This window comes from Mucilaginibacter kameinonensis, assembly GCF_003675385.1.
In the GTDB taxonomy this organism is placed as follows: domain Bacteria; phylum Bacteroidota; class Bacteroidia; order Sphingobacteriales; family Sphingobacteriaceae; genus Mucilaginibacter; species Mucilaginibacter kameinonensis.
In genome coordinates this window covers 973,137-999,833 of sequence record NZ_RCWZ01000003.1, presented here as the reverse complement: position 1 = coordinate 999,833, position 26,697 = coordinate 973,137, and the positions used below count along the sequence as shown (strand labels likewise).

The 26,697-nt window shown below is 42.2% G+C and carries 25 protein-coding genes; 11 read left to right on the top strand and 14 right to left on the bottom strand.

The window, feature by feature from the left end:
• Positions 1 to 84: 84 nt before the first annotated feature.
• Positions 85 to 606 carry an REP-associated tyrosine transposase gene (locus tag EAH55_RS17295; protein ID WP_121810732.1) on the top strand — a complete coding sequence of 174 codons (522 nt, stop codon included), beginning with the start codon at positions 85 to 87 and terminating at the stop codon, positions 604 to 606.
• Positions 607 to 725: 119 nt separating this feature from the next.
• Here EAH55_RS17295 and EAH55_RS17290 read toward each other — a convergent pair whose 3' ends face one another.
• Positions 726 to 2,168, bottom strand: coding sequence for a B12-binding domain-containing radical SAM protein (locus tag EAH55_RS17290; RefSeq protein ID WP_121810731.1), 1,443 nt, complete (start codon positions 2,166 to 2,168; stop codon positions 726 to 728).
• 279 nt (positions 2,169 to 2,447) lie between these two features.
• Between EAH55_RS17290 and EAH55_RS17285 the strand changes: the two genes are divergently transcribed.
• Together EAH55_RS17285 and EAH55_RS17280 are read left to right on the top strand one after the other, a co-directional pair.
• Positions 2,448 to 4,421 (top strand): alpha/beta hydrolase family protein, encoded by a 1,974-nt coding sequence (locus EAH55_RS17285; RefSeq protein WP_121810730.1) that lies wholly within the window; start codon positions 2,448 to 2,450, stop codon positions 4,419 to 4,421.
• A 30-nt stretch (positions 4,422 to 4,451) separates the two neighbouring features.
• On the top strand, positions 4,452 to 6,452 hold the full coding sequence (locus EAH55_RS17280) for an alpha/beta hydrolase family protein (RefSeq protein ID WP_121810729.1): 2,001 nt from the start codon (positions 4,452 to 4,454) through the stop codon (positions 6,450 to 6,452).
• 103 nt (positions 6,453 to 6,555) lie between these two features.
• Here EAH55_RS17280 and EAH55_RS17275 read toward each other — a convergent pair whose 3' ends face one another.
• From EAH55_RS17275 to trpS, 10 genes are all read right to left on the bottom strand, one after another.
• Complete coding sequence (locus tag EAH55_RS17275; protein ID WP_112574066.1) at positions 6,556 to 7,092, bottom strand: pyridoxamine 5'-phosphate oxidase family protein; 537 nt, start codon at positions 7,090 to 7,092, stop codon at positions 6,556 to 6,558.
• Between the two features lie 175 nt (positions 7,093 to 7,267).
• The gene (locus EAH55_RS17270) at positions 7,268 to 8,632 is read right to left on the bottom strand and encodes an exonuclease domain-containing protein (RefSeq protein ID WP_121810728.1); all 1,365 of its coding nucleotides are present in this window, start codon (positions 8,630 to 8,632) and stop codon (positions 7,268 to 7,270) included.
• Between the two features lie 53 nt (positions 8,633 to 8,685).
• A complete protein-coding gene (locus tag EAH55_RS17265; protein WP_121810727.1) occupies positions 8,686 to 9,243 on the bottom strand; it encodes a hypothetical protein in 558 nt (185 codons plus the stop codon).
• Positions 9,244 to 9,345: 102 nt separating this feature from the next.
• The gene (yidC, locus tag EAH55_RS17260; RefSeq protein ID WP_121810726.1) at positions 9,346 to 11,190 is read right to left on the bottom strand and encodes a membrane protein insertase YidC; all 1,845 of its coding nucleotides are present in this window, start codon (positions 11,188 to 11,190) and stop codon (positions 9,346 to 9,348) included.
• Positions 11,191 to 11,212: 22 nt separating this feature from the next.
• Positions 11,213 to 12,823: a CTP synthase gene (locus EAH55_RS17255; RefSeq protein WP_121810725.1), complete on the bottom strand. Its 1,611-nt coding sequence runs from the start codon at positions 12,821 to 12,823 to the stop codon at positions 11,213 to 11,215.
• A gap of 199 nt (positions 12,824 to 13,022) precedes the next feature.
• Positions 13,023 to 14,555 carry an ATP-binding protein gene (locus EAH55_RS17250; protein WP_121810724.1) on the bottom strand — a complete coding sequence of 511 codons (1,533 nt, stop codon included), beginning with the start codon at positions 14,553 to 14,555 and terminating at the stop codon, positions 13,023 to 13,025.
• A gap of 3 nt (positions 14,556 to 14,558) precedes the next feature.
• The gene (locus tag EAH55_RS17245) at positions 14,559 to 15,695 is read right to left on the bottom strand and encodes an FIST signal transduction protein (RefSeq protein ID WP_121810723.1); all 1,137 of its coding nucleotides are present in this window, start codon (positions 15,693 to 15,695) and stop codon (positions 14,559 to 14,561) included.
• Between the two features lie 240 nt (positions 15,696 to 15,935).
• A complete protein-coding gene (kdsB, locus tag EAH55_RS17240) occupies positions 15,936 to 16,670 on the bottom strand; it encodes a 3-deoxy-manno-octulosonate cytidylyltransferase (RefSeq protein ID WP_121810722.1) in 735 nt (244 codons plus the stop codon).
• A gap of 9 nt (positions 16,671 to 16,679) precedes the next feature.
• Positions 16,680 to 17,294, bottom strand: coding sequence for a deoxynucleoside kinase (locus EAH55_RS17235; RefSeq protein WP_112574059.1), 615 nt, complete (start codon positions 17,292 to 17,294; stop codon positions 16,680 to 16,682).
• A 125-nt stretch (positions 17,295 to 17,419) separates the two neighbouring features.
• On the bottom strand, positions 17,420 to 18,415 hold the full coding sequence (trpS, locus tag EAH55_RS17230) for a tryptophan--tRNA ligase (protein ID WP_121810721.1): 996 nt from the start codon (positions 18,413 to 18,415) through the stop codon (positions 17,420 to 17,422).
• 37 nt (positions 18,416 to 18,452) lie between these two features.
• Between trpS and EAH55_RS17225 the strand changes: the two genes are divergently transcribed.
• From EAH55_RS17225 to EAH55_RS17205, 5 genes are all read left to right on the top strand, one after another.
• Positions 18,453 to 19,208, top strand: a complete 756-nt coding sequence (locus tag EAH55_RS17225) for a lysophospholipid acyltransferase family protein (protein ID WP_317127580.1) — start codon at positions 18,453 to 18,455, stop codon at positions 19,206 to 19,208.
• A gap of 138 nt (positions 19,209 to 19,346) precedes the next feature.
• Entirely contained in the window at positions 19,347 to 19,637 is a 291-nt protein-coding gene (gene gatC, locus EAH55_RS17220) for an Asp-tRNA(Asn)/Glu-tRNA(Gln) amidotransferase subunit GatC (protein WP_121810719.1), read from the top strand.
• A 128-nt stretch (positions 19,638 to 19,765) separates the two neighbouring features.
• Positions 19,766 to 20,506: an ABC transporter ATP-binding protein gene (locus EAH55_RS17215; RefSeq protein WP_114940269.1), complete on the top strand. Its 741-nt coding sequence runs from the start codon at positions 19,766 to 19,768 to the stop codon at positions 20,504 to 20,506.
• Between the two features lie 66 nt (positions 20,507 to 20,572).
• A complete protein-coding gene (locus EAH55_RS17210) occupies positions 20,573 to 21,388 on the top strand; it encodes a helix-turn-helix domain-containing protein (protein ID WP_121810718.1) in 816 nt (271 codons plus the stop codon).
• A gap of 59 nt (positions 21,389 to 21,447) precedes the next feature.
• On the top strand, positions 21,448 to 23,097 hold the full coding sequence (locus EAH55_RS17205) for a serine hydrolase domain-containing protein (protein ID WP_121810717.1): 1,650 nt from the start codon (positions 21,448 to 21,450) through the stop codon (positions 23,095 to 23,097).
• Between the two features lie 90 nt (positions 23,098 to 23,187).
• Here EAH55_RS17205 and EAH55_RS17200 read toward each other — a convergent pair whose 3' ends face one another.
• From EAH55_RS17200 to EAH55_RS17190, 3 genes are all read right to left on the bottom strand, one after another.
• Positions 23,188 to 23,595, bottom strand: a complete 408-nt coding sequence (locus EAH55_RS17200; RefSeq protein ID WP_121810716.1) for a hypothetical protein — start codon at positions 23,593 to 23,595, stop codon at positions 23,188 to 23,190.
• A gap of 7 nt (positions 23,596 to 23,602) precedes the next feature.
• A complete protein-coding gene (locus tag EAH55_RS17195; protein WP_121810715.1) occupies positions 23,603 to 24,214 on the bottom strand; it encodes a hypothetical protein in 612 nt (203 codons plus the stop codon).
• Positions 24,215 to 24,281: 67 nt separating this feature from the next.
• On the bottom strand, positions 24,282 to 25,307 hold the full coding sequence (locus EAH55_RS17190; protein ID WP_121810714.1) for a chitinase: 1,026 nt from the start codon (positions 25,305 to 25,307) through the stop codon (positions 24,282 to 24,284).
• Between the two features lie 239 nt (positions 25,308 to 25,546).
• On the opposite strand from EAH55_RS17190, the gene EAH55_RS17185 reads away from it, so the two are divergent.
• The 3 genes from EAH55_RS17185 (at position 25,547) to EAH55_RS17175 (ending at position 26,666) form a co-directional block, all read left to right on the top strand.
• Positions 25,547 to 26,095, top strand: a complete 549-nt coding sequence (locus tag EAH55_RS17185; protein WP_121810713.1) for a cob(I)yrinic acid a,c-diamide adenosyltransferase — start codon at positions 25,547 to 25,549, stop codon at positions 26,093 to 26,095.
• Between the two features lie 94 nt (positions 26,096 to 26,189).
• Positions 26,190 to 26,411: a DUF2795 domain-containing protein gene (locus EAH55_RS17180; RefSeq protein ID WP_002996718.1), complete on the top strand. Its 222-nt coding sequence runs from the start codon at positions 26,190 to 26,192 to the stop codon at positions 26,409 to 26,411.
• 105 nt (positions 26,412 to 26,516) lie between these two features.
• Complete coding sequence (locus EAH55_RS17175; RefSeq protein WP_112574048.1) at positions 26,517 to 26,666, top strand: lmo0937 family membrane protein; 150 nt, start codon at positions 26,517 to 26,519, stop codon at positions 26,664 to 26,666.
• Positions 26,667 to 26,697: the final 31 nt, after the last annotated feature.

The window sequence follows — 26,697 nt, the reverse complement described above, 5'->3', positions numbered from 1 at the left end:
ATAGTAAGCGTGGACGCTTACCTTAAAAATCATTCAAGCGTAGACGCTTGAACGTGCGAATGTGAACCTAAATCATAAAAACGAATGCGTCGTACAGCATCAACAGATGAACTCTATTTTGTTACTTTAACAGTTATAGATTGGGTTGATGTATTTACGCGCCGTATTTACAGCGACTTCATTATCCAAAATCTTAAGTATTGTCAGCAAAATAAACGACTAAATATTTATGCTTATGTTTTGATGACTAATCATTTGCATATGGTAGCAAACGTTGATGAAGGTTCATTAAGTGACGTTTTGCGTGATTTTAAAACCTACACATCAAAAGAGATAATCAAGCTAATTTCTAATAATCCTTCCGAAAGTCGCCGCGTATGGCTGCTTAATGCATTTGAATTGTCTGGTAAACAAAATCCTCTAAATAAAAACCACCAGTTTTGGCAAAATGGGAATTATCCTGTTTTGTTGTATTCAAATGATGTTATTCAACAAAAGATAGATTATATCCACGATAATCCTGTTCGTGCGGGATTTGTCGGTTCAGCGCATGAATATTGGTATAGTAGTGCTAATCCTGAAAGTCCATTAGAAATTATTTATTAAAAGTCACAATTACATACGCAGGTTCAAGCGTCCACGCTTGAACTATAATGAAGGTAAGCATCCACGCTTACTTTATCCTCCTAATTCTTTTTCGTAAGCGTGGACGCTTACACCAAAAATCATTCAAGCGTGGACGCTTGAACGTGCAAAGGTCGAACAGGCAAATCGGCCATATCAGGAATAGCATTACCCGTTCGTTTCCCCAAATTTATCTTAATTAACACCGTTTCCAGCGCCGGGAGTGTATTATTCAGGCTTTTAGTTTTGATCAAAAAGTTCCATACTGGTTCAAATTTCTTCCATCCGCCGGCGTAAAAGAAATGTTTCAGCTTATGCAGGTGCGATTCATGCTGCATGCTGGCTTTGAAAATACTATTCCATTTATAAAATTCCTTGTACGCCCACCAGTAGCCATCCTCAAGTTCTTGGGCGGTTAAACCTATAGTTTGATACACAACCTTCCGGGTATCATATAAATCCCAGTTTTTTGTGAGGATCCGGCCCTGGCGTTCCATACTGTTAAATAGTTCAGTGCCGGGGTATGGGGTAAGCACGTGATAGGTTGATGTTGTGATGGAATGCTTTACGCCCCAATCTACCGTACGTTTAAACACATCTTTATCGTCATCATCTAATCCGAAAACAAAGCTGCCGTTTATCATAATTCCGAGACTATGCAGGCGGTTAACCGCTTTGATATAGTCTTTTTCAAGGTTCTGCTTTTTATTGCTTTGTTTAAGGTTTTGGGGCGAAAATGTTTCAAAACCAACAAATAAGCTGCGTAGCCCGGCCTCGGCGGCTTGTTCAATTAGGTTCCCGCGTAATATGGAATCGACGGTTGCTGCTCCCTGAAAAACGCGGTTCATGCCCTTCATCCCACTAAAAAGTGCCGAAGCAAACTTAGTGTTGCCGAGCAAATGATCATCTAAAAAGTAGAGATGCCTGCCGGGCAGGCGGTCAATTTCGGCAAGGGCATCATCAACTTCCTGTGTATAAAAAGTACGACCGCCCTCAAAAAAGGCATCTTTATAACAAAAGCTGCAATGGTGCGGGCAGCCACGTGTTACTACTATTGAATTGGGCACCAAATATAAATGCCTTTTGATAAGGTCGCGGCGAATTGGTGGCACCCGTTCAAGGGTTCGGATGGTAGACCGATATATTTTTTGCGGGCAACCATTCTTAAAATCGACCAAAAATTTAGGAAATGTATCCTCACCCGGGCCTATAAATATGCTATCGGCATGTGGCGCGGCTTCCAACGGTAAAGAGGTAACATGCAATCCTCCCAAAATCACATATGACCCTTTTGCCCGGTAATGATCGGCTATTTTATAGGCCCGGTAGGCGTTGGTGATATACACCTGTATAATCACCAAATGAGGATGATCATTAAGCTTGAGTTTTTCCACGTGCTGGTCCTGCAGGTCAATTTCGTCATCGGGAGAGAGGTAGGCGGCAAGTGTAGCCAATCCCAGCGGTGGGAAAAGTGAATATTTTATCGAGCGCCAGAAAGGGCTTTCGGCTTCGGTTAAGGCAGGCAGGATCAATTTTACTTTCATAATTCTAATATTTAAAAGTACTTTGCATTTCAAAGTTAATTAAAAAATTGAAAACTCAAAATGGAAATATCGATGAGTTTGGATAGGGGATTAATTATTTATTAAAAAAGCTTTGTCATCCTGGGAGATAGTGGAGGATCTTTCGAAAACGCAATTCCTTTCAGAATTGCAAATACTTCTAAAATATGCCAAAATTTTATAACAAAAGCATGGCAATTCGTTTAACCCTAAAATCGAGGTTCTTTTGCTAAATTACGGGCTCCATAAAATACATCATTTATGAAGCGAGCCTTACTTGCAATTATCACGCTTTCAGTTGCTTTCAGCACATCCGCCCAACAAAAAAAGCCTTTAAAGCCTGCTGATGTTTATCGTATTCCCACGGTTAGCGATCCGCAATTATCGCCCGATGGCAAATGGGTGGCCTATAGTGTTTCGGATGTGGATACGGCGAAAGATCGGAGGGTATCTCATTTATGGATGCAAAGTTTTGATGGTAAGGAGTCCATCCAGCTAACACATGGCGACGAAGCGGCGTCATCGCCACGTTGGAGCCCGGATGGCAAATATTTGTCATTTCTTTCCTCGCGCGATTCAAAAACAGGTTCGCAGCTTTGGCTGATTGACCGCCGTGGCGGTGAGGGCGCCAAGCTAACCAATATTAAAGGCGACCTAAGCGATTATGCCTGGAGCCCGGATGGTAAACGTTTGGTAATGGTGATTGGCGACCCTGAAAATAAAGGTAAGGAGGAACCTAAAACGCCTAAGCCTATCGTCATAGATCGCTATCATTTTAAGCAGGATATAGTTGGATACCTTCAAAATTTGCACAGTCACCTGTATTTAATTGATGTTGCTACAAAAAAGCTGGATACGCTTACCAGCGGCAATAAAGACGAGAGTTCGCCGGTATGGTCGCCTGATAGCAAGACCATCGCTTTTGTAAGTAACCGCAGTGCCGATCCGGATAAAAATCAAAACACTGATATTTTTACCATTGATGCCCGGCCCGGAGCAAGTATGTTACAACTTACCACCTGGAAGGGTAGGGACGGCAATCCGCAATGGAGCCCTGATGGGAGATACATTTCCTACCTGCGTTCAACCAGTGATGCTGATTATATGATGTATGATCAAAGCGTAGTGTGTATCATGGACGTTGTTGGCCAAAATAATAAGCCGCTTACGCTGCAGCTTGATCGCCCGGCTGCGGCGCAAACCTGGACTAAAGACAGTAAAAACATCGTATTTATTGTAACCGATGATCGTACCCGCTACCTGGCCAATATTAACATTAACAGCGGTAAAATCACTACCATAAATAAAGGCGATTATGTTTTTAATGATATCGCTACCAATCTTTCGGGTAATTGGATAGTGCAAAAGACCGATCCCTACACGCCCGCGGAGCTATTTGCTTTGGAGGATAAAAAGCTGCGCCGGCTTACATTTCATCATGATGCCTGGTTAAATACTGTACAACTGGCTTATGCCAAAGGCTTTGAATCAACAAGTTCCGATGGTACAAAGGTATCGGGTATTGTTTTAACACCCGACAGCGTTCCTAACAAGAAATATCCGTTGATCCTCTTCATTCATGGCGGCCCGGTAGGGCAGGACGAGTTTGGTTTTGATGCTACCCGGCAAACACTGGCTGCGGCGGGATACGCCGTAGCTGCTGTAAATTACCGGGGCAGTAACGGCCGTGGTCTTGATTATTGTAAAGCTATTTATGCCGATTGGGGTAGCAAGGAAGTTAAAGATTTGCTCGGGGCGGTTGACGAACTGGAAAAGTTGAGCATTGCCAATCCCGATAAATTGGGTATTGGAGGTTGGAGTTATGGCGGTATCCTGACTGATTATACCATCGCGTCTGACACCCGCTTTAAAGCCGCGGCAAGCGGTGCGGGCAGTGCCCTGCAACTTTCAGTCTACGGGAGCGACCAGTATGTGTTACAATATGAAAATGAAATAGGTGTGCCATGGAAAAATGCAGATAAGTGGATCCAGATCTCGTATCCGTTTTTCCATGCCGATAAAATAAAAACACCGGTAATGTTTATGTCAGGTCTGCGGGATTTTAATGTGCCAACAATCGGTAGCGAGCAGATGTATGAAGCTTTGCGTACTCAAGGCATTCCAACCGAATTAATACTGTATCCTAACCAGTTTCACGGCCTTACCAAGCCAAGTTACCAGGTTGACAGGCTGCAGCGTTATGTAGATTGGTATAATAAGTATCTGAAGAAATAAGGTTTACACTAAGGATTTTGCATCGTGTTTATGAAATATGTTCTGTTGATTTTAGGAGGGTTGGTTTTCAAACCGGTATTTGCCCAAACTGTTAAAAAGCCCCTCAAACCTAACGATCTGTATAAGCAGCCAACGCTTATGGCGCCGCAATTATCGCCCGATGGCAAATGGTTGGTTTATGAATTATCTGAAGTTGATACGGCTAAGGATAAACGTGTATCGCACCTGTGGATGCAGAGTTTTGATGGCAAGCAATCTATCCAGCTTACATATGGTGATGAACCTGCGTCTACCCCAAAATGGACACCGGATGGTAAATCTATCTCTTACCTGTCCGAAAAAGATTCAAAAAATGGTGGCCAGGTTTGGCTGATGGACAGGCGTGGAGGCGAGGGACATAAACTCACTGATATTAAAGGTGAGATTGAAGAATATGCCTGGGCGCCGGATAGTAAAAGGCTGGCGCTGATCATCAAAGATCCGGAAAATAAAGGCAAGGAAGCGCCCAAAACTGCGCCGCCTATCCGGATAGATCGTTATCATTTTAAACAGGATATTGACGGCTATCTGCAAAACCGGCATTCACATTTATACGTGTATGATATCAATACAAAAAAGATAGATACACTAACCAATGGCGATATGGACGATAGCTCGCCGCAGTGGAGTCCCGACGGAAAAACTATAGCTTACGTGAGTAATCATACGCTTGATCCCGACAGGAATGAAAATACCGATATTTTTACCATTGAGCCTAAACCCGGCGCGGAAGGTAAGCAGCTAACTACTTTTACCGGCCACGATATTAGTCCTTTGTGGAGCCCGGATGGTAAGCATATTGCGTATCTCCGGTCCACAAGCGATGCCGATTATTTTATTTATCAGCACGATGTTTTATACCTGATGGATGCCGACGGTAAAAACAACCGCCCGCTAACCGATCAGCTGGACAGGCCAGTAAGCAACATTGCCTGGAGCAAGGACAGTAAAGATTTGGAATACGTGGTAAGTAGCGACAGGATCCGCTATATCAACAGATACAATTTGCTGTTCCGTAAATCAGTACCGGTTTACAAAGGTAACGAATGCAGTTTCTCTGATATTACAGGCCATTCGTTAGGGGTATGGATAGGACGTATGACCACGCCTTATATGCCCAACGAACTGGTGGCGATTGAAAACGGTAAGATCCGCCGCTTAACATTTCACCAGGAAAAATGGCTAAGCGAAGTTAAGCTGGCCTATGTGAAAGGTTTCCAGTCCTTTAGTAGTGACGGCACGTTGGTATCCGGCATTTTGTATACGCCGGATAGCGCGGTAACTAAAAAGATGCCTTTCATCCTTTATATTCACGGTGGCCCTACTGATCAGGATGAGTTTGAGTTTGACGAGATCAGGCAAACACTGGCTTGTGCCGGTTATGCCGTAGCTGCGGTAAACTATAGGGGAAGTACCGGCAGGGGCATCGAATATACTAAAGCCATTTATGCCGATTGGGGAAACAAAGAAGTGAAAGACTTACTTGGCGCTGTAGATGAATTGGTTAAGCTTGGAATAGCCGATAAAGACCGCCTTGGAATTGGCGGCTGGAGTTACGGAGGTATCCTTACCGATTATACCATAGCAACCGATCCGCGCTTTAAAGCTGCGTCAAGCGGGGCGGGGAGTGCTTTGCAGTTATCCATCTACGGCTCGGATCAGTGGATAATGCAGTATGATAACGAATTGGGCGCGCCATGGAAAAACGCCGATAAATACATTAAACTATCATACCCGTTTTTTTATGCCGATAAAATAAAAACACCAACGCAATTCATGTCGGGTTTAAAGGATTTTAACGTACCAACGGGAGGAGGCGAACAGATGTATGAAGCGCTGAGATCGCAAGGCATACCAACACAGTTGGTACTTTACCCCGGCCAGTATCATGGTATCACGGTGCCCAGCTACCAGGTTGACAGGTTGCAACGATATATAGAATGGTTTGATAAATATTTGGCCCCCCAGCCCCCTAAAGGGGGAGCTTTTTGATAGCTAACTTATAAACTTGAAAAGGCCTGAGTTAATGATCTCAGGCCTTTTCAAATTCTTTTAATTCCTTAATTCGACAAATTCACGTTCAGACTATCTGATTTCAGACAGTTAGCTTTCCCTCAACGGAGTCATCAATAGTTTTGCCAATTGCAGCCCCGGCAAGGCGTTTAACAAAAGCTACGGCATTGCCATGTTTATTGTCCCAGTAATAACCCTCAGATGGTTCAACTTTGATGATGCTGATACGCGGATCGTCAATACCCTCAGTAAACCAGACTTTTAAAGTTGGCTCCCATAATTCTTTGATCTTTTCTTTGTCTTCGGTGATGGTAGCAAATCCGTAAAGGTTCAGAAAATCAGAATAAGCCGAACCCTGGAAAAGCAGGTGCACAAATGGGTCTTTAGCTAATTCATCGTTTTTATGACTGTCGTTGGCGCTCAGGAACCAGAAATTACCCGCATCGTCAATTTTCTGTGCCGACATCGGTCGCACAGAAGCAGGCACACCGGTTTTAATATTACTTACAAAAAAGCAGCTTTTCGCGCTCTCTGCCATCTCTTTGATCTTGGCCAAAGCTTCTGGGCCGTTAAGATCCTGCATATTATCCTCGGGCTGTTGTTGATTGATACTATCCATTATTTAAGTTTTTGATTGGTAAATGATATAAGATTAACCAATGGAAAGCATCTTTGTGTGAGGTTTATTTAACTTAATAGATAATTATTTATTTATAAGTATTGTTTTGGAGTAAGCGCATCTCCGTTCCTCGCAATGACGCGCGATGTAAAGCTTTGAATTTGCAGGGAATAGTCTACCCAAACACCACCATCCTGTCCGGATACTTGGAGGCGTAAGTAGCTACAATATTTTTGATGTAATCATTCCCCGGGTAGGGTGTGAGGTGGCTTTTGAGTTGCTGTATATTATCCGCGTCAAAATAATGAGAGATGTAACCCATGCCATAAAACTGCCCTTTTTCTACAAGGATACAGCTATGCTCGTCGCCTGTGCGGCCTTCATCCCTGATGGCGTAGGTTGGTAAGGCTTGCTTAAGCTGATCTATGGCATTGTTAACCTTTTTGTTGTAACTATCAGCAGCTTCAACACCTTCACATGCGCAGGAACTTCCTGCAGGGCTGGTGCATAGCTCATTGTTTTTTTGAATAAAACAAAGCTTCGGGCACAGGTCAAAAGCTTCTATTAATTTATTGAGCAGGTTATATCCGTCGAGCAGGGAATTACAGGTATATATCGGATCGCTGTATTTACGGTATTTATCAACCGCCAGGCGAATGTAGCCCCGCTGATCTTCAAAGGCGTAAAGACAAAAGGCGTTTTCAAAACGCTTTAACGAACGGTTATATTTTGGCCAGAGGCGTTTGATCTCGATGGCTTCCAGTACAAAGGCAATCAGTTCGGTGCCACAAACCTGGTAGCTGATCTGGTGGATATTGCGCAAAAACTCCTGCCGCTGAAGGCCGGGATTGTTACCGGTAAAATGGCTGCTCACCCTTTTCTTGACATTTTTGGCCTTGCCTACATAGATTACTTTGCCTTTTTGATCGTGAAAGTAATATACTCCCGGCGTGTACGGTAACTGGTCTATATCTTTTTTAGATAGGTTAGGCGGCAATACCTGATCTTTTGAGCCCAGTTTAAGCGATTGTTTGATATGTCCATCCGTATCACTGTTTAACAGCAGGGTAAAGAGTTCAGCAGTCGCCTCGGCATCGCCCATGGCGCGGTGACGGCTTTGGTTATCGATACCAAGGTGTTTACATAATTTGCCCAGGCTGTATGAAGGCAATCCCGGTATTATCTTGCGGCCAAGTCTTACGGTGCACAGCTTATTGGTTTGCAGATCGTATCCCGCGGCAGCGAGGTGATACCTTACAAAAGAAAAATCGAAATTGACGTTATGAGCAACGAAGATCTTACCATGAATGAGGTGATAAATATCCGCCGCTACATCCTCAAAAGGAGGGGCGTCTTTTACCATTTCATTGGTAATACCTGTTAAGGCGCTAATGTAAATAGGGATGTCACGCTGCGGGTTAACAAGTGTTTCAAAGCGCTTCACTACCTTTTTACCGTCATGTATGCATATGGCTATCTCGGTAATGCCATTTGCGCTGGCATGCCCTCCGGTGGTTTCGATATCGACAATTGCATACATTATTTCAAATGTAAAACAATTTTGCTAATTATTTTAGTGTTTGTGCTGGAAAATTATTCGATTGTTTCACCTTTTTCGTTTAAAATATAATTGTAACCTTCAAAATCCCGAAGATGAATTTCTATTCCTGAAATCTCAAATGATTTTGTTCCATCAATAGTGACAAATATATCCCGCGCACTAAAGCTCCATTTTACAACTCCATCATCTGATATTCGAAGTATATCTATTTCTCCATGAATAAGTAAGTCATCATTAAATTGATGGATGCCAAAGCAGGTTCCGGCATTAGTTTCTTTATACCAGTTAAGATCTAACTCCGGAAGGTTAAGTGAATATATAGTATTACCACAACAAATAAAAATAGTATCATCTCTAATGACAGCTGAATTCTGATGAATTGTTGTTGCCCCTCCTCCGCTACAAATTATAGCGCTGCCCTTCTCTGAACCGCTTTTTTTGATTCTTAATCCGTGTTTATGTGTGTACCACAAATTATCGGAACTCGTAGAGTAGACTTTTTCATAATTAAATAAGTTATCAGCTGAACCGAGAATGTATTTATCATCATTTATTATGTCAATGATGTAGTCGTTGTAGATTATGGTCATAGTTGATAATAACTGGGTATCTAAATAAAGATCAATAAAAAACCCACAGTTGTAAAACTGTGGGTTTAAAATATTCCGATTTGCAGACTTCCGACTAAAGACTTAAGACTTCTTATTCTTATTAGCCTGAACTTGTTGTTGCTGACGCATCATCTCTTCCATTTTTGCGCTGAAGCCTGATTTTTTCTTTTTAGTGTCTTCAGGTTTCTTTTTGTTTTCCTGGATCTGGGCATGGATCTTCTTATCATCAACCATGAATTTGATCAGGTATTGTTGTAAGAAGGTGAACATGTTGGCCAAAAAGTAGTAGTAGTTCAAACCTGCAGGGTAGCTGTTAAGCGTAAACAGGAACACAAGAGGAGTAATATAGCCTATATACTTCATCTGGCCTGTAGCGCCCGAGATCTGGTTGTTGAAATAAGTATAGATCAACGTTGAGATGGTCATCAGCAAACACATTAAGCTAACGTGGTTAACACCGCCAAGGAAAGCTACAGGAGCAAACTTGATAACCGAATCATAAGTTGAAAGGTCATGCATCCACAGGAAACTTTCGCCCCTTAACTCAAATAAGCTCGGGAAAAATTTGAAGAACGCGATAACTATCGGCATCTGGATCACCAATGGTAAACAGCCACCCAATGGGTTAACACCTGCTTTTTTGTACAGTTTCAGGTACTCCTGTTGTAGTAATGTAGGATTATCCTCACCAACTTTGGTTTTGATCTCATCCATTTCAGGCTTCAGTACACGCATTTTAGCCATCGATAGGTATGATTTATAAGTAAGCGGTGACAATACCAGCTTCAACAATACGGTTAATACCAGGATGATCAAGCCGTAGTTCCAGTTAAACTTGTTAAGGAAATTAAATACAGGCAATACCGCGAAACGGTTGATGTATTTTAATGGGCCCCAACCAAGGTTAACCAACTTATCAAGGTCATGGCCCTGGTCTTTGAGCGTATTAAAGCGATTAGGGCCAAAATAAAACTCCAACGGTACAGAACCATCTGCCGCGCGTGTAAGCGACAGGTCGGCTTTCATTTGTCTTACGTCAGTTGTATCATTAACATCGGTAGCAACTGAAATGTCTGTTTTAGCAATACTGTTTTTAGCGATCAGTACATTTGAAAAGAAGTGCTGCTTGAATGCAACCCAAGCCATCTTCTTATCGTTGATGCTTTTTTGATCATCTTTGGTTTCGCTCAGATATTCGACATCTCCATCGGTATTGTAGTAATAAACATTGGCGTACTGGCGCTCCTGCTTCATATCCTTTTCCTGTTTGTGCAGGCTGGCTGCCCAGTTCAGGTTGTAGGTACTGCTGTTTGCAATTACGGCATCAAGGCCGGTAGGTTTAATAGTTAAACCAAGTTTAAAACCATCGCCTTTTAAGCTGTATACGTAATCGATATACTGGGTTGGGCTGTAGCTTAAACGCATGGTAACCGAACCCGAATCTTTTTCGGCAACAGTAAGTGCCTTGGCGCTTGGCGTAAAATAGTAATTGTTGGTATTGATATTGGCAACGCCGGCGGCAAACTTTAACCCAAACTGGTTATTGTCGCCACTGAAAAGTACCAAAGGTTGTTTGCTAAAGGTTTTATAGTTCTTTAACTCAACCGAAGACACTTTACCACCCTTAGTACTTAATTTGATAAGCAACTCTTTGTTCTCGATGGTAACAAAGTCTTCCTTACCAACTGAAGCGGCGCCAAAAGGCATTTTTAATAAAGCCGAATCAACCGGGGCTGTTTTTGAAGTATCAAACTTAGCTGTGTTTTTAGCTGCTGCCGTCGCGGCTGCGCCTGCTTTTTTCAGCGAATCCTGGTGCTGTACCTCGCGTTCTTTTTTAAGGTCGGCTTCCGATGGCTTTAAAAAGTATATCGAGCCGGCAATGATCGCCATGATCAGGAATAATCCTGTAAACGTATTTTTATCCATTATCTAATTATCGTACAATTACTTATTTTTTGCGGGCATAAGCCAGCGAAGCGGCGACAAAGTTAATAAAAAGTGGGTGCGGATTAGCAACTGTTGATTTTAATTCGGGGTGAAATTGCGAACCAACAAAAAATGGGTGATTTTTTAACTCAACAATCTCCACCAGGCCATTGTCAGGATTTATGCCGGATGGGGTAAGGCCTGCAGCCTCATATTGCTTAAGATAGTCATTATTAAACTCGTAACGGTGACGGTGCCTTTCCGAAATATGGTTTTTACCATAAATAGCAGCTGCTTTAGTCCCTTTTTTGATATCGCAAGGATAAGCGCCCAAACGCATAGTGCCACCTTTCAGGGTAATGTTTTTCTGATCTTCCATCATGCCGATAACCGGATGTGGGGTGTCGGGGTTCATTTCGGTGCTGTTGGCTCCTTCAAGTTCCAATACGTGACGGCCAAATTCAACTACGGCACATTGCATGCCTAAACAGATCCCAAAGAAAGGAATATTGTTTTCACGTACGTGACGGATAGCCTGAATTTTGCCTTCAAAGCCGCGCTCGCCAAAGCCAGGGGCAACCAATACGCCATGCATGCCTTTCAGTTTTTCAATAGCGTTTTCAGGAGTTAACTGTTCAGATGGGATATATTCAATCCGCACTTTACATTCCTGTTTAGCACCTGCATGGATAAATGCTTCGGTAATTGATTTATAAGCATCAGGCAGTTCCACATATTTACCAACCAGGGCGATGCGTACATCTGCAGTTGGGTTTTTTAGGCGACCAAGAAAATCTTTCCAATTTTCAAGGCTTGGCTCGTTTTTGTGCGGAAGCTTTAATTTGGTCAATACGGTTTTGTCAAGCTGTTCTTTCAGCATTAACAAAGGCACATCATAAATACTTGGCGCGTCAATTGATTCAATAACCGCGTTGATATTTACGTTACAGAACTGTGCTATTTTTTTACGGATATCGTTAGTTAAGTGATGCTCGGTACGGCAAACCAATACATCTGGCTGGATACCGTATTCCAATAGCATTTTTACGGAGTGCTGGGTTGGTTTGGTTTTCAATTCGCCTGCAGCTGCAAGGAAAGGTACCAGGGTAAGGTGAATAACCAATGAGTTGTTTGAGCCAATTTCCCAACGGAACTGCCTTACAGCCTCAATATATGGCAGCGATTCGATATCACCTACGGTACCGCCAAGCTCGGTGATCACGATGTCAAATTCGCCGTTTTCGCCCAGGATGCGGAAGTTTCTTTTAATTTCGTCGGTAATGTGTGGTACTACCTGTACAGTTTTGCCTAAAAAAGCACCTTCACGCTCTTTGTTGATCACATTTTGATAAATACGACCGGTGGTGATGTTATTAGCTTTTGAAGTAGGGGTGTTCAGGAAACGCTCGTAGTGGCCAAGGTCAAGATCGGTTTCGGCACCATCTTCGGTAACATAGCATTCGCCGTGTTCATAAGGGTTAAGCGTTCCCGGATCGATATTAATATAGGGATCGAACTTTTGGATGGTTACGCGGTAACCGCGCGATTGAAGTAGTTTGGCTAAAGAAGCAGAGATTATACCTTTTCCTAACGATGAGGTAACACCGCCCGTAACAAAAATATATTTAGTCATGATTTTTTTTGAAAATGACCGGGCTTTTATACCGCGACCAATTGTTTCTGTACGGGATACAAAAGTAAGAAAATTTTCAGGCTTTGACGTATCTGTTTTTCAAAAAAGGGAACGGTTAAAGTCTTTTGTTTGTAAGTATTTTGTATAGAGTGAATTATGGAGATAGTTGTGTGATGGTGTTCCTTTAATGAGGAGCGTTCTATACACTTTCATTTTGCCTGCTGTACAGGTCTATTTTCCGGTGCAGTTCATTGGGGTTAAAAGGTTTGCTCACATAGTCATTCATGCCAACGGTAAAGGCCATATCCTGGATATCAAGCATGGCAGATGCGGTTAGCGCAATGATGGGCAGGTTTTTATATTTATCGCCCGGCAACTCACGTATGGCGCGGGTAGTTTGATAACCGTCCATTTCGGGCATTTGCAGGTCCATCAATATCATGTCGTAGTCATGGGTTTTCACCAGCATTAAGGCTATTTCACCGTTTTCGGCCACATCGCACTCAACCTCCCATTGTTTCATGAACTGCTTGGCCAGTATTACGTTGATCTGGTTATCCTCGGCAATTAACAGCTTAGTTCCTTTAAGGCTTTTCAATCGATAAAACTCGTCGCTATCAGCTGTGCTTGCCAGTTGTTTCCGGCTGTTTTTAAAGGTAAGACTGAAATTAAATACCGAGCCCTTGCCATATTCGCTTTCAACAGTAATATCACTACCAAGTAGCTGCAATAAGCGTTTGGTGATGGTTAAGCCCAAACCTGTACCACCGTATTTACGGGTGGTATCTGAACTGGCCTGGCTAAAGCTTTCAAAAATATGGTCAATTTTATCGGGCGTTATGCCAATGCCGGTATCGGCTATTTCAAATTCGATGGTTGATGAATTATTAGTGCTATTTGCAAGGGTTGCGGTTACGGTTACTTTTCCTTTATGCGTAAATTTAACGGCATTGCTCATCAGGTTGGTGAGGATCTGGCCCAGGCGTACCGGATCGCCAATAATGGCATTAGGCAGGTCCTGATCCATCATTAGTTTTATCTGGATGTTTTTTTCGTTGGCCTTTTGCAGCAAGGCAAGTCTGATATTTTTGATCAGATCAGTAAGACTGAAATCAACGCTTTCAAATTCAACCCTGCCGGCTTCTATCTTGCTGAAATCCAATATATCGTTAATAAGCACCAACAGGTTTTCTGCCGAGAACTTGAGGAAGTTCAGAAATTCCATTTGCTCGGGCTTAGGGTCCTGGTGTATAAGCAGGTGCGTAAAACCGATAACCGCGTTCATTGGTGTACGAATCTCGTGGCTCATGATACTCAGGAACTGCGCTTTGGCCATGGCCGCTTTTTCAGCAAGCTCTTTTGAATGGATCAGGGCAACTTCCAGCTCTTTAGCCTTGGCTATGCGTTCATGTAAAAAGCTGATGATATGGATCAGATCATCGTCCGAATCAGAGATGTTCAGCTCGGTATCTGGATTAAGCGCTTTGATGGCTTCTTTTAGCTGGGAGATTGAGCGCTGCTTGATCTCGTTTTGCAGTTTCAGGTTATCTGTAACGGCTACATATTCACGCTCGCTTACATTGAAAGCATGATCTGCCAGTTTTATGGATTTATCGAAGTTTTTGAAACTGTTATTTATGGCGCTTAAAAACTGCAAAATGGTTTCATCTTCCAGGTATTGGGCCGGGAGCATCTTTTTTATCTGCTTATCTAATAAATGGTGGTAATCCATAAATTAACGTTCGGTGAAAGTTGTGATAGTCATGGTTTGGTTATGCAGCTCGCAGTTTGACCCTTTATTGAGGGGCGACAACTCTCCATACGAGTAAAATCCTGCCATGGATGTTTTATCACCGAAAATATTTTTTGCAGCTATTAACTCTTCGTCGGTACGATCATTTAGTACCAGTTTGCGACCAACACAACTTACCAGTATAGCCAGATCAGCCTCTTCCGGCCCTATTATTGAATCGGTAGCGGCAGATGATGAGGCATCAATCAATTTTTCAAAGTTGGCCTTCATCAGGCGTACTTTACTGTCTTCGGGCAAGTTGCCTGCAAAGGTCATTGATTTCTCGTCTTCATTAACGTTCAATATGGTACGCACCAGTTTTTTATCTGAGCCTTCAATGCTTAAAGATAAGGGGAATAACAGGGCTGAGCCGGGGAGTTCTTTGGCGTATTCACCTAAGTATTCTTTATAAAGGTCGAGAGCGCTTTTGCCGTCTATCTCAAAAAGTACGTTTTTGTCTGATCTGGTAATAGTGCGCTGCGGGCCAAATTCTTCCCAGCCACCGCATGATCCATGATTGATGTGCAAATTATCGCCATAAAAACCTATAGCTATGACATTACCCCGGGCCGGAATAGCATTAAGACTGGTAAATGTGCTGCTGAACCGCGCCGCATCACCGGCCAGGCCGCCCGTTACAGGAACTTTACCAGGATTATCACGATTAAAGCCGTCTACCAGTTCGCTGCCATTTATAAAAGTACCGTCGGATATGATGAATACACAGTTTAATCCTTTTTTATCCAGCTGCGACATCAGGAAAGCTCCGGTTTCAGAGCTGTTAGTCTGTTCATTTACATGAGTAGCTGTACAGCTAATGGTTGATTTCTCCAGTTCTACGGCAGTTACCACGATGCTATCATCAAACACAGCGCTACCTATGATCTCGCCGGATGTGGAGGCGAACACAATATTAGCATTTGGATAACCTGATTTAAGATAATCGTAAATTCCGGGATCGGTAATAAGTTGCGGTGCCCCAAAAGCAAGTACCAGCTGACATTTTTCGGCGCTAAATTCCGGATCGGCAAAATAATTTACCCAGCCTTTGTTTACAAAATGATGCTGCCTTATTTTCATAATGGTTTTTAGGTTAATAGCAGAGCCTTGCTATATAAAGTTATATAATTTACATCGCGATAATTGGTTAAAATACGAAAGTATTAAACGGTTTGTCGTTGGTATAAATTATTTACTTTTTAATAGTAGAGCCGTGTTTCAATAGTTCAAACTGGCTGTTAATTTAATGCATTCCACTTTTATACGGGTGAGTAGCAAGGAAGGTTATTGCAGGAAATGCGAACGTTGTTTTCGCCGTATTTATATATCAAACTTCAACTTTTCCAGGTCTTCCGGAACATCAACGGCATGGGTTTCCAGTTCGGTTTCGGCAACTTTAATGCGGTAGCCGTTGTCAATCCAGCGAAGTTGTTCCAGGCTTTCGGCTTTTTCAAGCGGAGATACAGGCAGCAGGGTAATTTGCTGCAAAACATCGGCGCGGTAACCGTAAATGCCAATGTGTTTATAAAAAACATGAAATTCGAGCCAGTTTTCGGGTTCCTGACCGCGAATGTGGGGAAGTGTAGCGCGGGAGAAATAAATAGCCTCAGATAGTTTATTGATAACCACTTTTGGCGAATTGGTATTATGCAGTTCCTGCTCGGTAAAGATCCTTTTTACAAGAGTAGCCAACTGGGTGTCCGCATCATTAAAACAGTTGGTTAATTTGACAATCTGTTCAGGGTCGATAAAAGGTTCATCGCCCTGAATATTGATGATCACATCATATCCCAGATGTAAGCGGGCAACTTCGGCGCAGCGGTCGGTGCCACTTTGGTGGTTTGAACCCGTCATTACAGCTACACCGCCAAAACCGGTAACATGTTTAAAAATCCGGTCGTCATCGGTGGCGACAATAACCTCGCTCAGGCTCCGGCATTTTTTAGCCTGCCCGTACACACGTTGGATCATGGTTTTACCGCCGATATCAACCAATGGTTTACCGGGAAAACGTGATGACGCGTAACGGGCTGGGATAATGCCTAAGATTTTCATTGCGTGAGTCTAAAACAGTCCGTTAATTTCCCTTTCAATCAGGTTCACAATGGTGGCCATATCCTCGGTATTGTTGGCAAAATCAAGGTTGTCTTTATCCAGGATCAGTAACTTGCCAAGTTTATAGTTGTTGATCCATTTATCATACTTTTCGTTCAGTTTTGAAAGATAATCTAAACGGATACCTATCTCATATTCACGGCCACGGCGCTGGATATTGCTTACCAGGGTAGGCACGGAAGCTTTAAGGTAAACCAACAGATCAGGCGGTTTAATGAACTCGGTTATATTCTGAAAAATTGACTCGTAGTTTTCGTAGTCGCGGGTGGTCATCAGGCCCATGTCATGCAGGTTTTCTGCAAAAATGTAGGCATCTTCATAAATAGTACGGTCCTGGATGATGTTTTGTCCGCCTTTCTGAATATCGATGATCTGGCGGTAACGGCTGTTCAGGAAGTAGATCTGCAGGTTAAAGCTCCAGCGTTTCATATCGCTGTAAAAATCTTCAAGGTAGGGATTATTGTCTACGGCTTCGTACAATGGGTCCCACCCGTAATTTTTGGCCAGCATTTCGGTAAGGGTGGTTTTGCCGGCGCCTATATTTCCTACAATAGCTAAGTGCATATTCTTTAGTTCATGGGTTATAGTTCATGGTTCATAGCTGATGTTTTTAACGAAGAACACCCGCTGTTTTAAGATGAACTCCGACTAATATACACTATGAACTATGAACTATCAAAACCCGCTGTTTAAAATTTCCTGAAGCCGATGATCTCTCTAACTTCTCTTATTGTTTTTGAAGCGCTTTCGCGGGCTTTATCTGCACCCATTTCTGCTACCTTACGCAGGTAATCAGTATCGGCAGCAATAGCATTGATCCTGTCGCGGATAGGGGCTGTAGCCAATACCATATCTTCGGCAAGCTGTTTTTTCAGATCGCCATAACGGATAGCCATTTTGTTATATAGTTCGTCAAAATGAGCAAGCGTATCAGGTGTTGATACCACTTTCATCAAATCGAACAGGTTTTGGATCTCCTGTGGTTTTTGTTGGTTTTCAACGGTTGGGCCGCTGTCAGTTACTGCGCGCATTACCTTTTTACGGATAGCCTCAGGCGTATCACCTAAAAAGATGGCGTTGCCTTCACCTTCAGATTTACCCATTTTTCCTTTACCATCCAGGCCTGGTATTTTTACCAAACTTTCGCCAAAGCTAAAGGCATAAGGTTCGGGGAAGTAATCGTTGTTGTATAACCTGTTAAAGCGGTTACCAAAAGTACGGGCCATTTCAAGGTGCTGTTCCTGGTCTTTGCCAACAGGAACTTTAGTGGCTTTATGGATAATAATATCGGCAGCCATTAATACGGGGTAGGTTAACAGGCCGGCATTTACGTTTTCGGGATTAGCGCGAACTTTATCTTTAAAAGATGTAGCGCGTTCCAACTCGCCCATATAGGCGTTCATGTTCAGGTACAGGTATAATTCTGTAACTTCCGGAACATCCGATTGTACATAAATAGTAGCCTTCTCCGGATCGATACCGGCGGCTAAATATTCTATCAGCACCTGTTTTACATTGCCGTGTAAATTGGCAGGTGTGGGGTGTGTAGTTAACGAGTGGAGGTCGGCAATAAAGAAAAAGCAGTTGTATTCATGCTGCATTTTTATAAAGTTTTGCAACGCTCCGTAATAATTTCCTAAGTGTAAGTTTCCGGTCGATCGGATACCACTAACAACAGTCTCCATAGTGTGGCGAAAGTAAGGAATTTTTCTATTTTTGGTGATGATGAAAATGATATTGAGAAAAGTGCACGTATACCTTTACGTTATAAGTGTAGCCCTTGGTTACTTTATACTGTGGCCTTTTTTTTATTATTTTTCGCGTAAACCCGAACGCTATAGTACACTTAATTCATTTAGAAGGATCTGGGGATTAGTTAGTTCGGCTTTTGTGGGCATTTTTTACCGCTTTGAGTATGAGCAGCCGATAGACTGGAGCAAGCCATACATCATTTGCCCCAATCATACTTCCAACCTTGATATTTCGGCCATGTGTATACTGGTTAAAAGCAATTGCTGTTTTATGGGGAAGCAAGAGCTTGAAGACGGACTTGTAACTGGTCTTTTTTTTCGCACCGTAGATATTCCGGTTAACCGCGACAGCAAAATGTCATCGTTTCGTGCATTTAAAAAGGCATCCGAGAAATTGCAGGAAGGTATATCGCTTATTATTTTTCCTGAAGGAGGTATCTCTGACCATTATCCGCCGCAACTGGGATCGTTTAAAAACGGACCTTTCAGGTTGGCTATTGAATTAAAAATACCCATCATCCCGGTAGCATCCGCAAATACATGGCAAATACTTTGGGATACAGGTACCAAACACGGCAGTAGGCCAGGGTTGTGTAAATTTAAAGTCCATAAACCTATCGAAACCGCTCATATGAATATTGATGATGCTGATGCCTTACGCGATAGGGTATTTGATGTCATGAATGATGATTTAAGATTTGAAGGCACTGTTTCTACTTTTGCTTAATCAATTATATGGTAGCAGACCGGGAATTTGTAATATATTTGTGCATAAACCCATTGAAACGGCCCATTTAACTTTAGATGATGCCAACGCTTTGCGCTATGGGGTTTACGCTATTATAAAACAAAAATTACAACAGGCATGACCATTGATAAAGAAACCGTTGAAAAAGTAGCCCACCTGGCCCGCCTTGAACTTACCGAAGCCGAAGTAGAGGATACCATGAAAGATATGAGCAAAATCCTTGATTTTATGGCTAAACTAAACGAGGTAGATACAACAGGTGTTGAGCCATTGGTTTACATGACAACCGGTGCCAACGTGCTGCGCGAGGATGTGGTAAAACAACAAATTACACACGATGAAGCCCTGAAAAATGCCCCTAAACATGATGAAGACTACTTTTTAGTAGCCAAAGTGATTGAAAAGTAAGTTCGAAGTTTTAAGCCGGGAGTCTTAAGTCTGGTAATAAAAAATAACTTTTGACTAAAAACTTAAGACTTTCGACTTTAAAGCTGTAACATTAGGTACCCATGTGCAGTCCAAACAAAAAATAATTCATGGAGCCAACAAATACTGCCAAACCGTTAATAACAATAAATGATATCGGGCGTAAATACGTAATAGGTGCCGAGGTGATCCACGCGCTGAAATCTGTTTCGCTTTCTATTAACAAAGGCGAATTTGTTGCTTTGATGGGGCCATCCGGTTCGGGTAAATCAACCCTCATGAATATTTTAGGTTGCCTGGATACACCAACCAAAGGGCAGTATATTCTTAACGGGATAGATGTAAGCCACATGACCGATAGCCAGCTTGCCGAGGTTCGTAATTCGGAGATTGGATTCGTATTTCAGACATTTAACCTTTTACCGCGTAATACAGCATTGGATAATGTGGCCTTGCCACTAATCTACGCCGGTATTAGTAAAGAGAAACGTATGGAACGTGCCGGCAACGCGTTGAAGAACGTAGGGCTCGGCCATCGTATGGATCACAAACCAAACGAGCTTTCGGGTGGACAAAGGCAGCGTGTTGCCGTGGCAAGGGCGCTTATTAACGATCCGTCTATTATCCTGGCCGATGAGCCGACAGGTAACCTTGATACCAAAACTTCTATCGAGATCATGGGCCTTATTGAAGATATCCACGCAAAAGGCAACACCATTATCCTGGTAACGCACGAAGAAGACATTGCCCTGCATGCCCACCGCATAGTACGTATGCGTGACGGATTGATTGAGAATGACTACGTTAATACCAACGTTCAGACTGTTGACCGCAGGGTAGAGGAGGTTTAGCCCCCGGCCCCATAAAGGGGGAGTTATGGGAGTTGGGACAAAAAAATCATTTACGCTCCATGCACCGTGAAACAATTACAAACTGGCAGCTTTTACGGACAAACCAATCAGACAACTCATTTACAGGGTATCACCATTACTGATACCGAATATACCCTTGATAAGGTAGACTGGCATTATCATGAAAATGCCTACTTCACTTTTATCTTGGCCGGCAATGTAATTGAGGGTAATAAAAAGGAAGTTTATCATTGCCTGGCGGGGAGCTTATTGTTCCATAACTGGCATGATCCTCATTATAATATTAAACCTAAAGGCTTTACCCGTGGCTTTCATATCGAATTACAAAAACACTGGTTTGACAGTCTGGAGCTTAAGCAAGATAAACTGGAAGGCAGCTTTGCCGTTCATGATCCTGATGTTAAATTTCTTTTATACCGCATCTTTAAAGAATCAAAGATTGGTGATGAGCTGACCGCTATTGCAGTTGAGTCGTTATTACTGCAAACGCTCCATAAAATGGAGCAGAGCAACATGAGTTCATCACGCCTTGTTCCTGCATGGGTTGGCAAGTTGAAAGAGATCCTTGCCGATGATCCTATCCGAAAACACACGCTTACCGAACTTTCGGGTTTGTTAAACTTACATCCGGTTCATTTATCGCGCGATTTTTCAAAGTATTTCAACTGTACTATGGGCGAATATATTCGTAAGCTCCGGGTTGAAAAATCGTTCGCGCTATTGGCCAACGAGGAATTGACTTTAACAGACATAGCATTTACCTGTGGATTTGCCGACCAAAGCCACTTTTTGCGTTGTTTCAAGGAATTTGGCGGGAGTAATCCATCTGCATATCGCAAGCTTTTATTGAGGGTATGTTAATCCTGTTCTATTTTTAATGTGTTGATTGTGGCAGATTTGTAAAATCTAAACAAATAAAAATGAAACGTTATCTACTCTCACTCTTTATCATAATTTATACAACCTGCAAAATATTTGCGCAAGCCGGCAATATCACCCAACCGGAGCTAATTACATCGGCCCTACAAAAAGCCAATATAGGTAAAGTGGTTTTTGAGGCAGATACTATTCCGCTTGAAGGGTTGAAAGCAACCGATCTGTTAACAAACTATCAGGCCAGGCCTGCCAATAATTTATATATGCGGCTTTTGCTGGCCAATTCGCTAACCAATTATCAGCATGCCTTACAACCATCGACAAGTATTGAGCAACTGAACCAGGGCAATTTTCAGTTTACTTTTTATGTAGATGGCAGGCAGGTTTATCAGGAAAATCTGCATAAGGGAGCCAACCTGCCCATTGTGAAAAATACGAAGACCACGATTTTTGTTCCGCTCATCAGCAATCGTGGCGAGGATTCATGGGGACGTTCTTTATGGGGGCGGTTCATGAACCATGGCGGAGATGACGCGTTTACAACGGGCACACATCAGCTTAAAATAGAGGTGCGGCCTTATGTTGCGGTGCCCGATTTAAAAGTTGGCGAGCTGATAGCACAGGGCGGTATAAATTTTACAGTACCGGCAATTGATCCGAAGGATGCCCAACTGCAGTCTATAAAGCCAGGCAGTGGCTGGCCGGTATCAAATGAGGCTTTCGGTAAAAAGAAGATCATGGATATGAACGCCATGATTGCGGGCAACAGGTTTAAGCAGATCACCAGTGTGGTTGTGATCAAAAACGGCAAATTACTTATAGAGGAATATTTTAACGGTAGCGCGCGCGATTCATTACACAATCCCCGTTCGGTAGGTAAAACTTTTGCATCGGCTGTAATGGGCATAGCTATTCATGATGGCTATATTAAAAGCGTTGATCAAACTCTAAAAGAGTTTTATAATTTGAAGAAATTCAACAATTATTCGGCTCAAAAAGATAACGTAACGCTCAAGAGCCTGCTTATCATGAGTTCGGTTTTTGATGCCGATGATGATAAGAGCGATTCGCCGGGAAACGAAGAAAATATGTATCCTACAGACGATTGGGTGAAATTTGCCCTCGACCTTAAGATCGACAGCAGCAAAGCCGCGGGCAAACAATGGAATTATTTTACAGCTGGCGTGGTTGTATTAGGCGATATCCTCAATAAATCGGTACCTGGCGGATTGGATAAATATTCGGCCGACAAGCTTTTTAAGCCTCTGGGCATAACAAATTATCGTTGGCAATACACGCCGAAAAATGTCCCCAATACCGCTGGTGGGCTGCAAATGCGTTCGCTTGATTACGCCAGATTTGGTCAGTTGTATAAAAACGGTGGATTATGGAACGGTAAACAGGTTTTACCCCAAAGTTGGGTGAAAGACTCATTTACCAAACACCTCACTTTGCCTAAAGATGTGGTAGGCGAGGGCTTTTACGGCTATCTCTTCTGGAATAAAACTTATACGGTAAACAATAAAGCATACGAAACTTATTATTGCTCAGGTAACGGCGGCAACAAAATCTTTGTTTTTACCGATCAGCCGCTGGTGGTTATCATAACTGCCGAGGCCTACAATACACCTTACGCGCATCCGCAGGTTGATAAAATGATGCACGATTATATTTTACCGGCAGTGTTGAAATAATAGCCGTAGAGACGCATCACATGCGTCTATGAGTATGTCGGTAGATATGTTATTGCAGAGAGATGCATGTGATGCGTCTCTACTTTATGCTTATTCAATTTTTAAGTGGAATATCAAATTATTTCTTCGGCAATCGAAATAATAAAAAACAAGATTCTTAAGATGATAATAACTCTTAGTCGCTATGACATAATTTAAGTAAACTTTTAACGGTTCGGTTGCTCCTACAGTAGTTAAGAAGATCTTTTTTCCATTACCACTTAAAATATATAACCCCTTGTTACCATCATAACAAGGAGTGTCGTTGCCGTATTCAACTGTCAATATATCAGAGTCTTTTATGTCTTGCTTCTTGATAGTAATCGGCGCCTTGTCAAAGGCGGTATATTCTGCTATTGTTTTATCGTTGTATTTTACATGCCAATAATCAATAGTATCAGCTTTTGAATAAAGGTTAGTATTGATGGCAGTAGCCAATATAAGGGTGAATAAGTTCATAGCTGCTTTAATCGCAGGTAGTACACAACCTTGAAACAAACTCCGCCAGGTGCATAGCTTTTTCGGCGTTTCTGGCTTGGGTGTTGCCTATGATAAGGGTATGTTCAACTATCTCAATCACAAAATCATCCAAACGGATATCCATTACCACATTCCGAAAATTACGATCGGCTCCGGATGCTGCTTTTTGACGGTCGCTTACCAACATGTAAAACGTATCGCTGAATGCCTTGTCTTCGGCAAAATCAAGCTCAACGGGGTGGATGAGTTCTTTAATTTTGTCAACAAGCGTTTCGCGCCTGATGAGTACCTTTCCAAAATCGTGTTTTAAGTAGGCCAGCGCCCAAACGTGATGTTCGGTAGTGATAGCTTTACCGTGGTCGGCATGTTTAGGTGTGGCCTCCGTAAAAAGTATGTAACTATCGTTGTTTTTATTTTTTACAGCGTATGAGCCGCTCAGGCTTACATCGCTGTAATTTTTAAATACGCTGAACTGTTCTAAATGAAAATCGATATGTCCGGTTTGCTCAATCCTGAACCTTTGCTGAAGCGTTTCAAGTATAGCATTTATATCCGTTACCGGTGTTGCAATTTGTGTTGTATCAAGAGAAGCTGACACTTTTATAAAGTTTAGTGTTAATGATTAACACAATAATAACTTTTTCGCAACAAAATTCAAAAAGTGATTAGTTTGGATATGGCTTCATTTTTCCACATGAACAAACACAATTTGGATCGTTAACGCCCATCTTTTTCAGAAAAAACTGGTAAAAGCCAATCCTGTCGTTCATGTTGTACATATTTTCGCCTTTATTACATTCAACGTCGCCGTTTACGATGTTGATAGTCATGCCAAAGCCTGGTGTACGGCCAGCGGCCTTATCTTCTGCATTAGGTTGCCACTTGCCGGTCATAACATCATGTGCCGATGGTTTATGGGTTTGAGGGGTCATCCAGAAATAAATAGCGGTTTTAAAAGCCATTATCGGATCGGTTTCCACCAGTTCGGGGTTTTGAAGTAGTATCTTATCATCGCCTAAAATACAATCAGATGCATAGCCGTAGTTGCCATTGTAGCTTAACTGCATTGGTCCGCGGCCATAGTATTTTTTACCGGCAACAGGTGGATATTCATCATTTTCGGCAATGTAGGGGAGACTGGTATTACTTTCGTGGATCAGCATCAAACCGTCAGTATAAGAGGCATTCATGCCGTGGCGGGTTTCATGGGCAATGTGTGCGAAAAAGGCCGCGAGTTCTTTTTTATTTACATCGGCGCTGTATTCGGTACAGAAATTACCGTAATCAATGGTGTAGGTGCTATCGGGTTTAGCCTTAGCCCATTCCTCGTTCCAGTCAACATCCTGGCGTACAACGGTGCTTTTGTTTGTTTTTTTATCGGTACGTACCAACTGGTAAACAGATGTTGCCCGGCGGGTTACTTTTACTTTGATCATGCCCAGCTCATCGGCTGCTTTAATAAAGGAAGCGTAGGTGTAAAATTTATCGCGCTGCGGAAATAGATCATTGAATTGTTTTTCGCTCAGTAAACTGGCCATACTTACTTTAGGACGAGCTGGTTTATCTGACACCGCCTTATTACTGTCGCTGCCACTGCTACTTTTACTGTTTCCGCCGCAGCTAAAACCGGTTGAAAGCAGGATTACAAGGGAAAGGCAAAGAAGCTTAGATGATAATATGATTGATTTCATGGGTTTAACACTAAGTATGTTAGATGATGTTACTAATGCAAGTTTAAGCTAACATTTTAAAAATTACACTTCATTAGCAAAAAATATGCTAATTGCTATGAAATACAAATTTTAAGATGATAGCTTTGGAATAACAGTAATCATGAAAAAAAGATTTTGCAGGCTTTATTTAATTTGCTGATAGCCAGCATAGCTGTTTTTTGTAACCAGATTGTTGTGGTTTAATTGTTAAATTAAGCATGAAAATATATACTAAAACGGGCGATAAGGGGTTTACCTCATTGATTGGTGGTACCCGTGTGCCCAAGCATCATATCCGGATTGAAAGTTATGGAACCGTTGACGAGCTAAACTCGTACATAGGGTTAATTCGCGATCAGGATATTGATGCGCATGATAAGGAGGTATTGAAGCAGATACAGGACAGATTGTTTACTATTGGATCATCACTGGCGGCAGATCCGGAGCGCTCAAAAATGGTTATTCCGGACTTGTACCTGAGCGATGTGGAAGCATTGGAAACGGAGATAGATAACATGAACGAAAAACTGCCGCCGCTAAAACATTTTATTTTGCCCGGTGGTAGTAATGTTATTTCATTTTGCCATATTGCAAGATGCGTTTGTCGCCGTGCCGAAAGGATCACCGTTCAGCTTGCCGAAGAGAGTACAGTTGATGAAAAAGTGAATATTTATCTGAACAGGTTGAGTGACTACCTGTTCATTTTGGCCCGCAAAATTGCAAATGTTGATAAAATAGCTGAAAATCAGTGGATACCACGGATTTAAAAAATTGAAAAAAAATATTGATATTCAATTTGAAAATGTTATACTTTTGCGAAAAAGCAAATTTTACTGAAAATTATAAATATAAATAAAAACGATGTATTGGACACTTGAACTGGCATCGCACCTGGAAGATGCACCATGGCCCGCAACAAAAGACGAATTAATTGATTATGCTATCCGTTCAGGCGCTCCTGTTGAGGTTATCGAAAACCTTCAGGCACTTGAAGATGATGGCGAACCGTACGAAAACATAGAAGAGATCTGGCCGGATTATCCGACTAAAGACGACTTCTTTTTTAACGAAGACGAGTATTAATCACGATAATAAAACCCTTAGCAATAAGGGTTTTTTTGTTAACCACTACTTTTTGGAATGATTTTAGTATAGGTGAATTCACATTCACTTAAAAAAACATACAAAATGAGAGGTTTACTGTACATCATCGCTGTTATCCTTGTTATAGGATGGCTGTTCGGAGCATTTATTCACCCGTTTGGAGGTGGTTTGATTCACATACTATTAGTGATAGCAATCATATCAGTGCTTTTAGGTGTGATCAGACGGGCATAACAATTTTAACCTTGTATTGCAAATAGAAAAA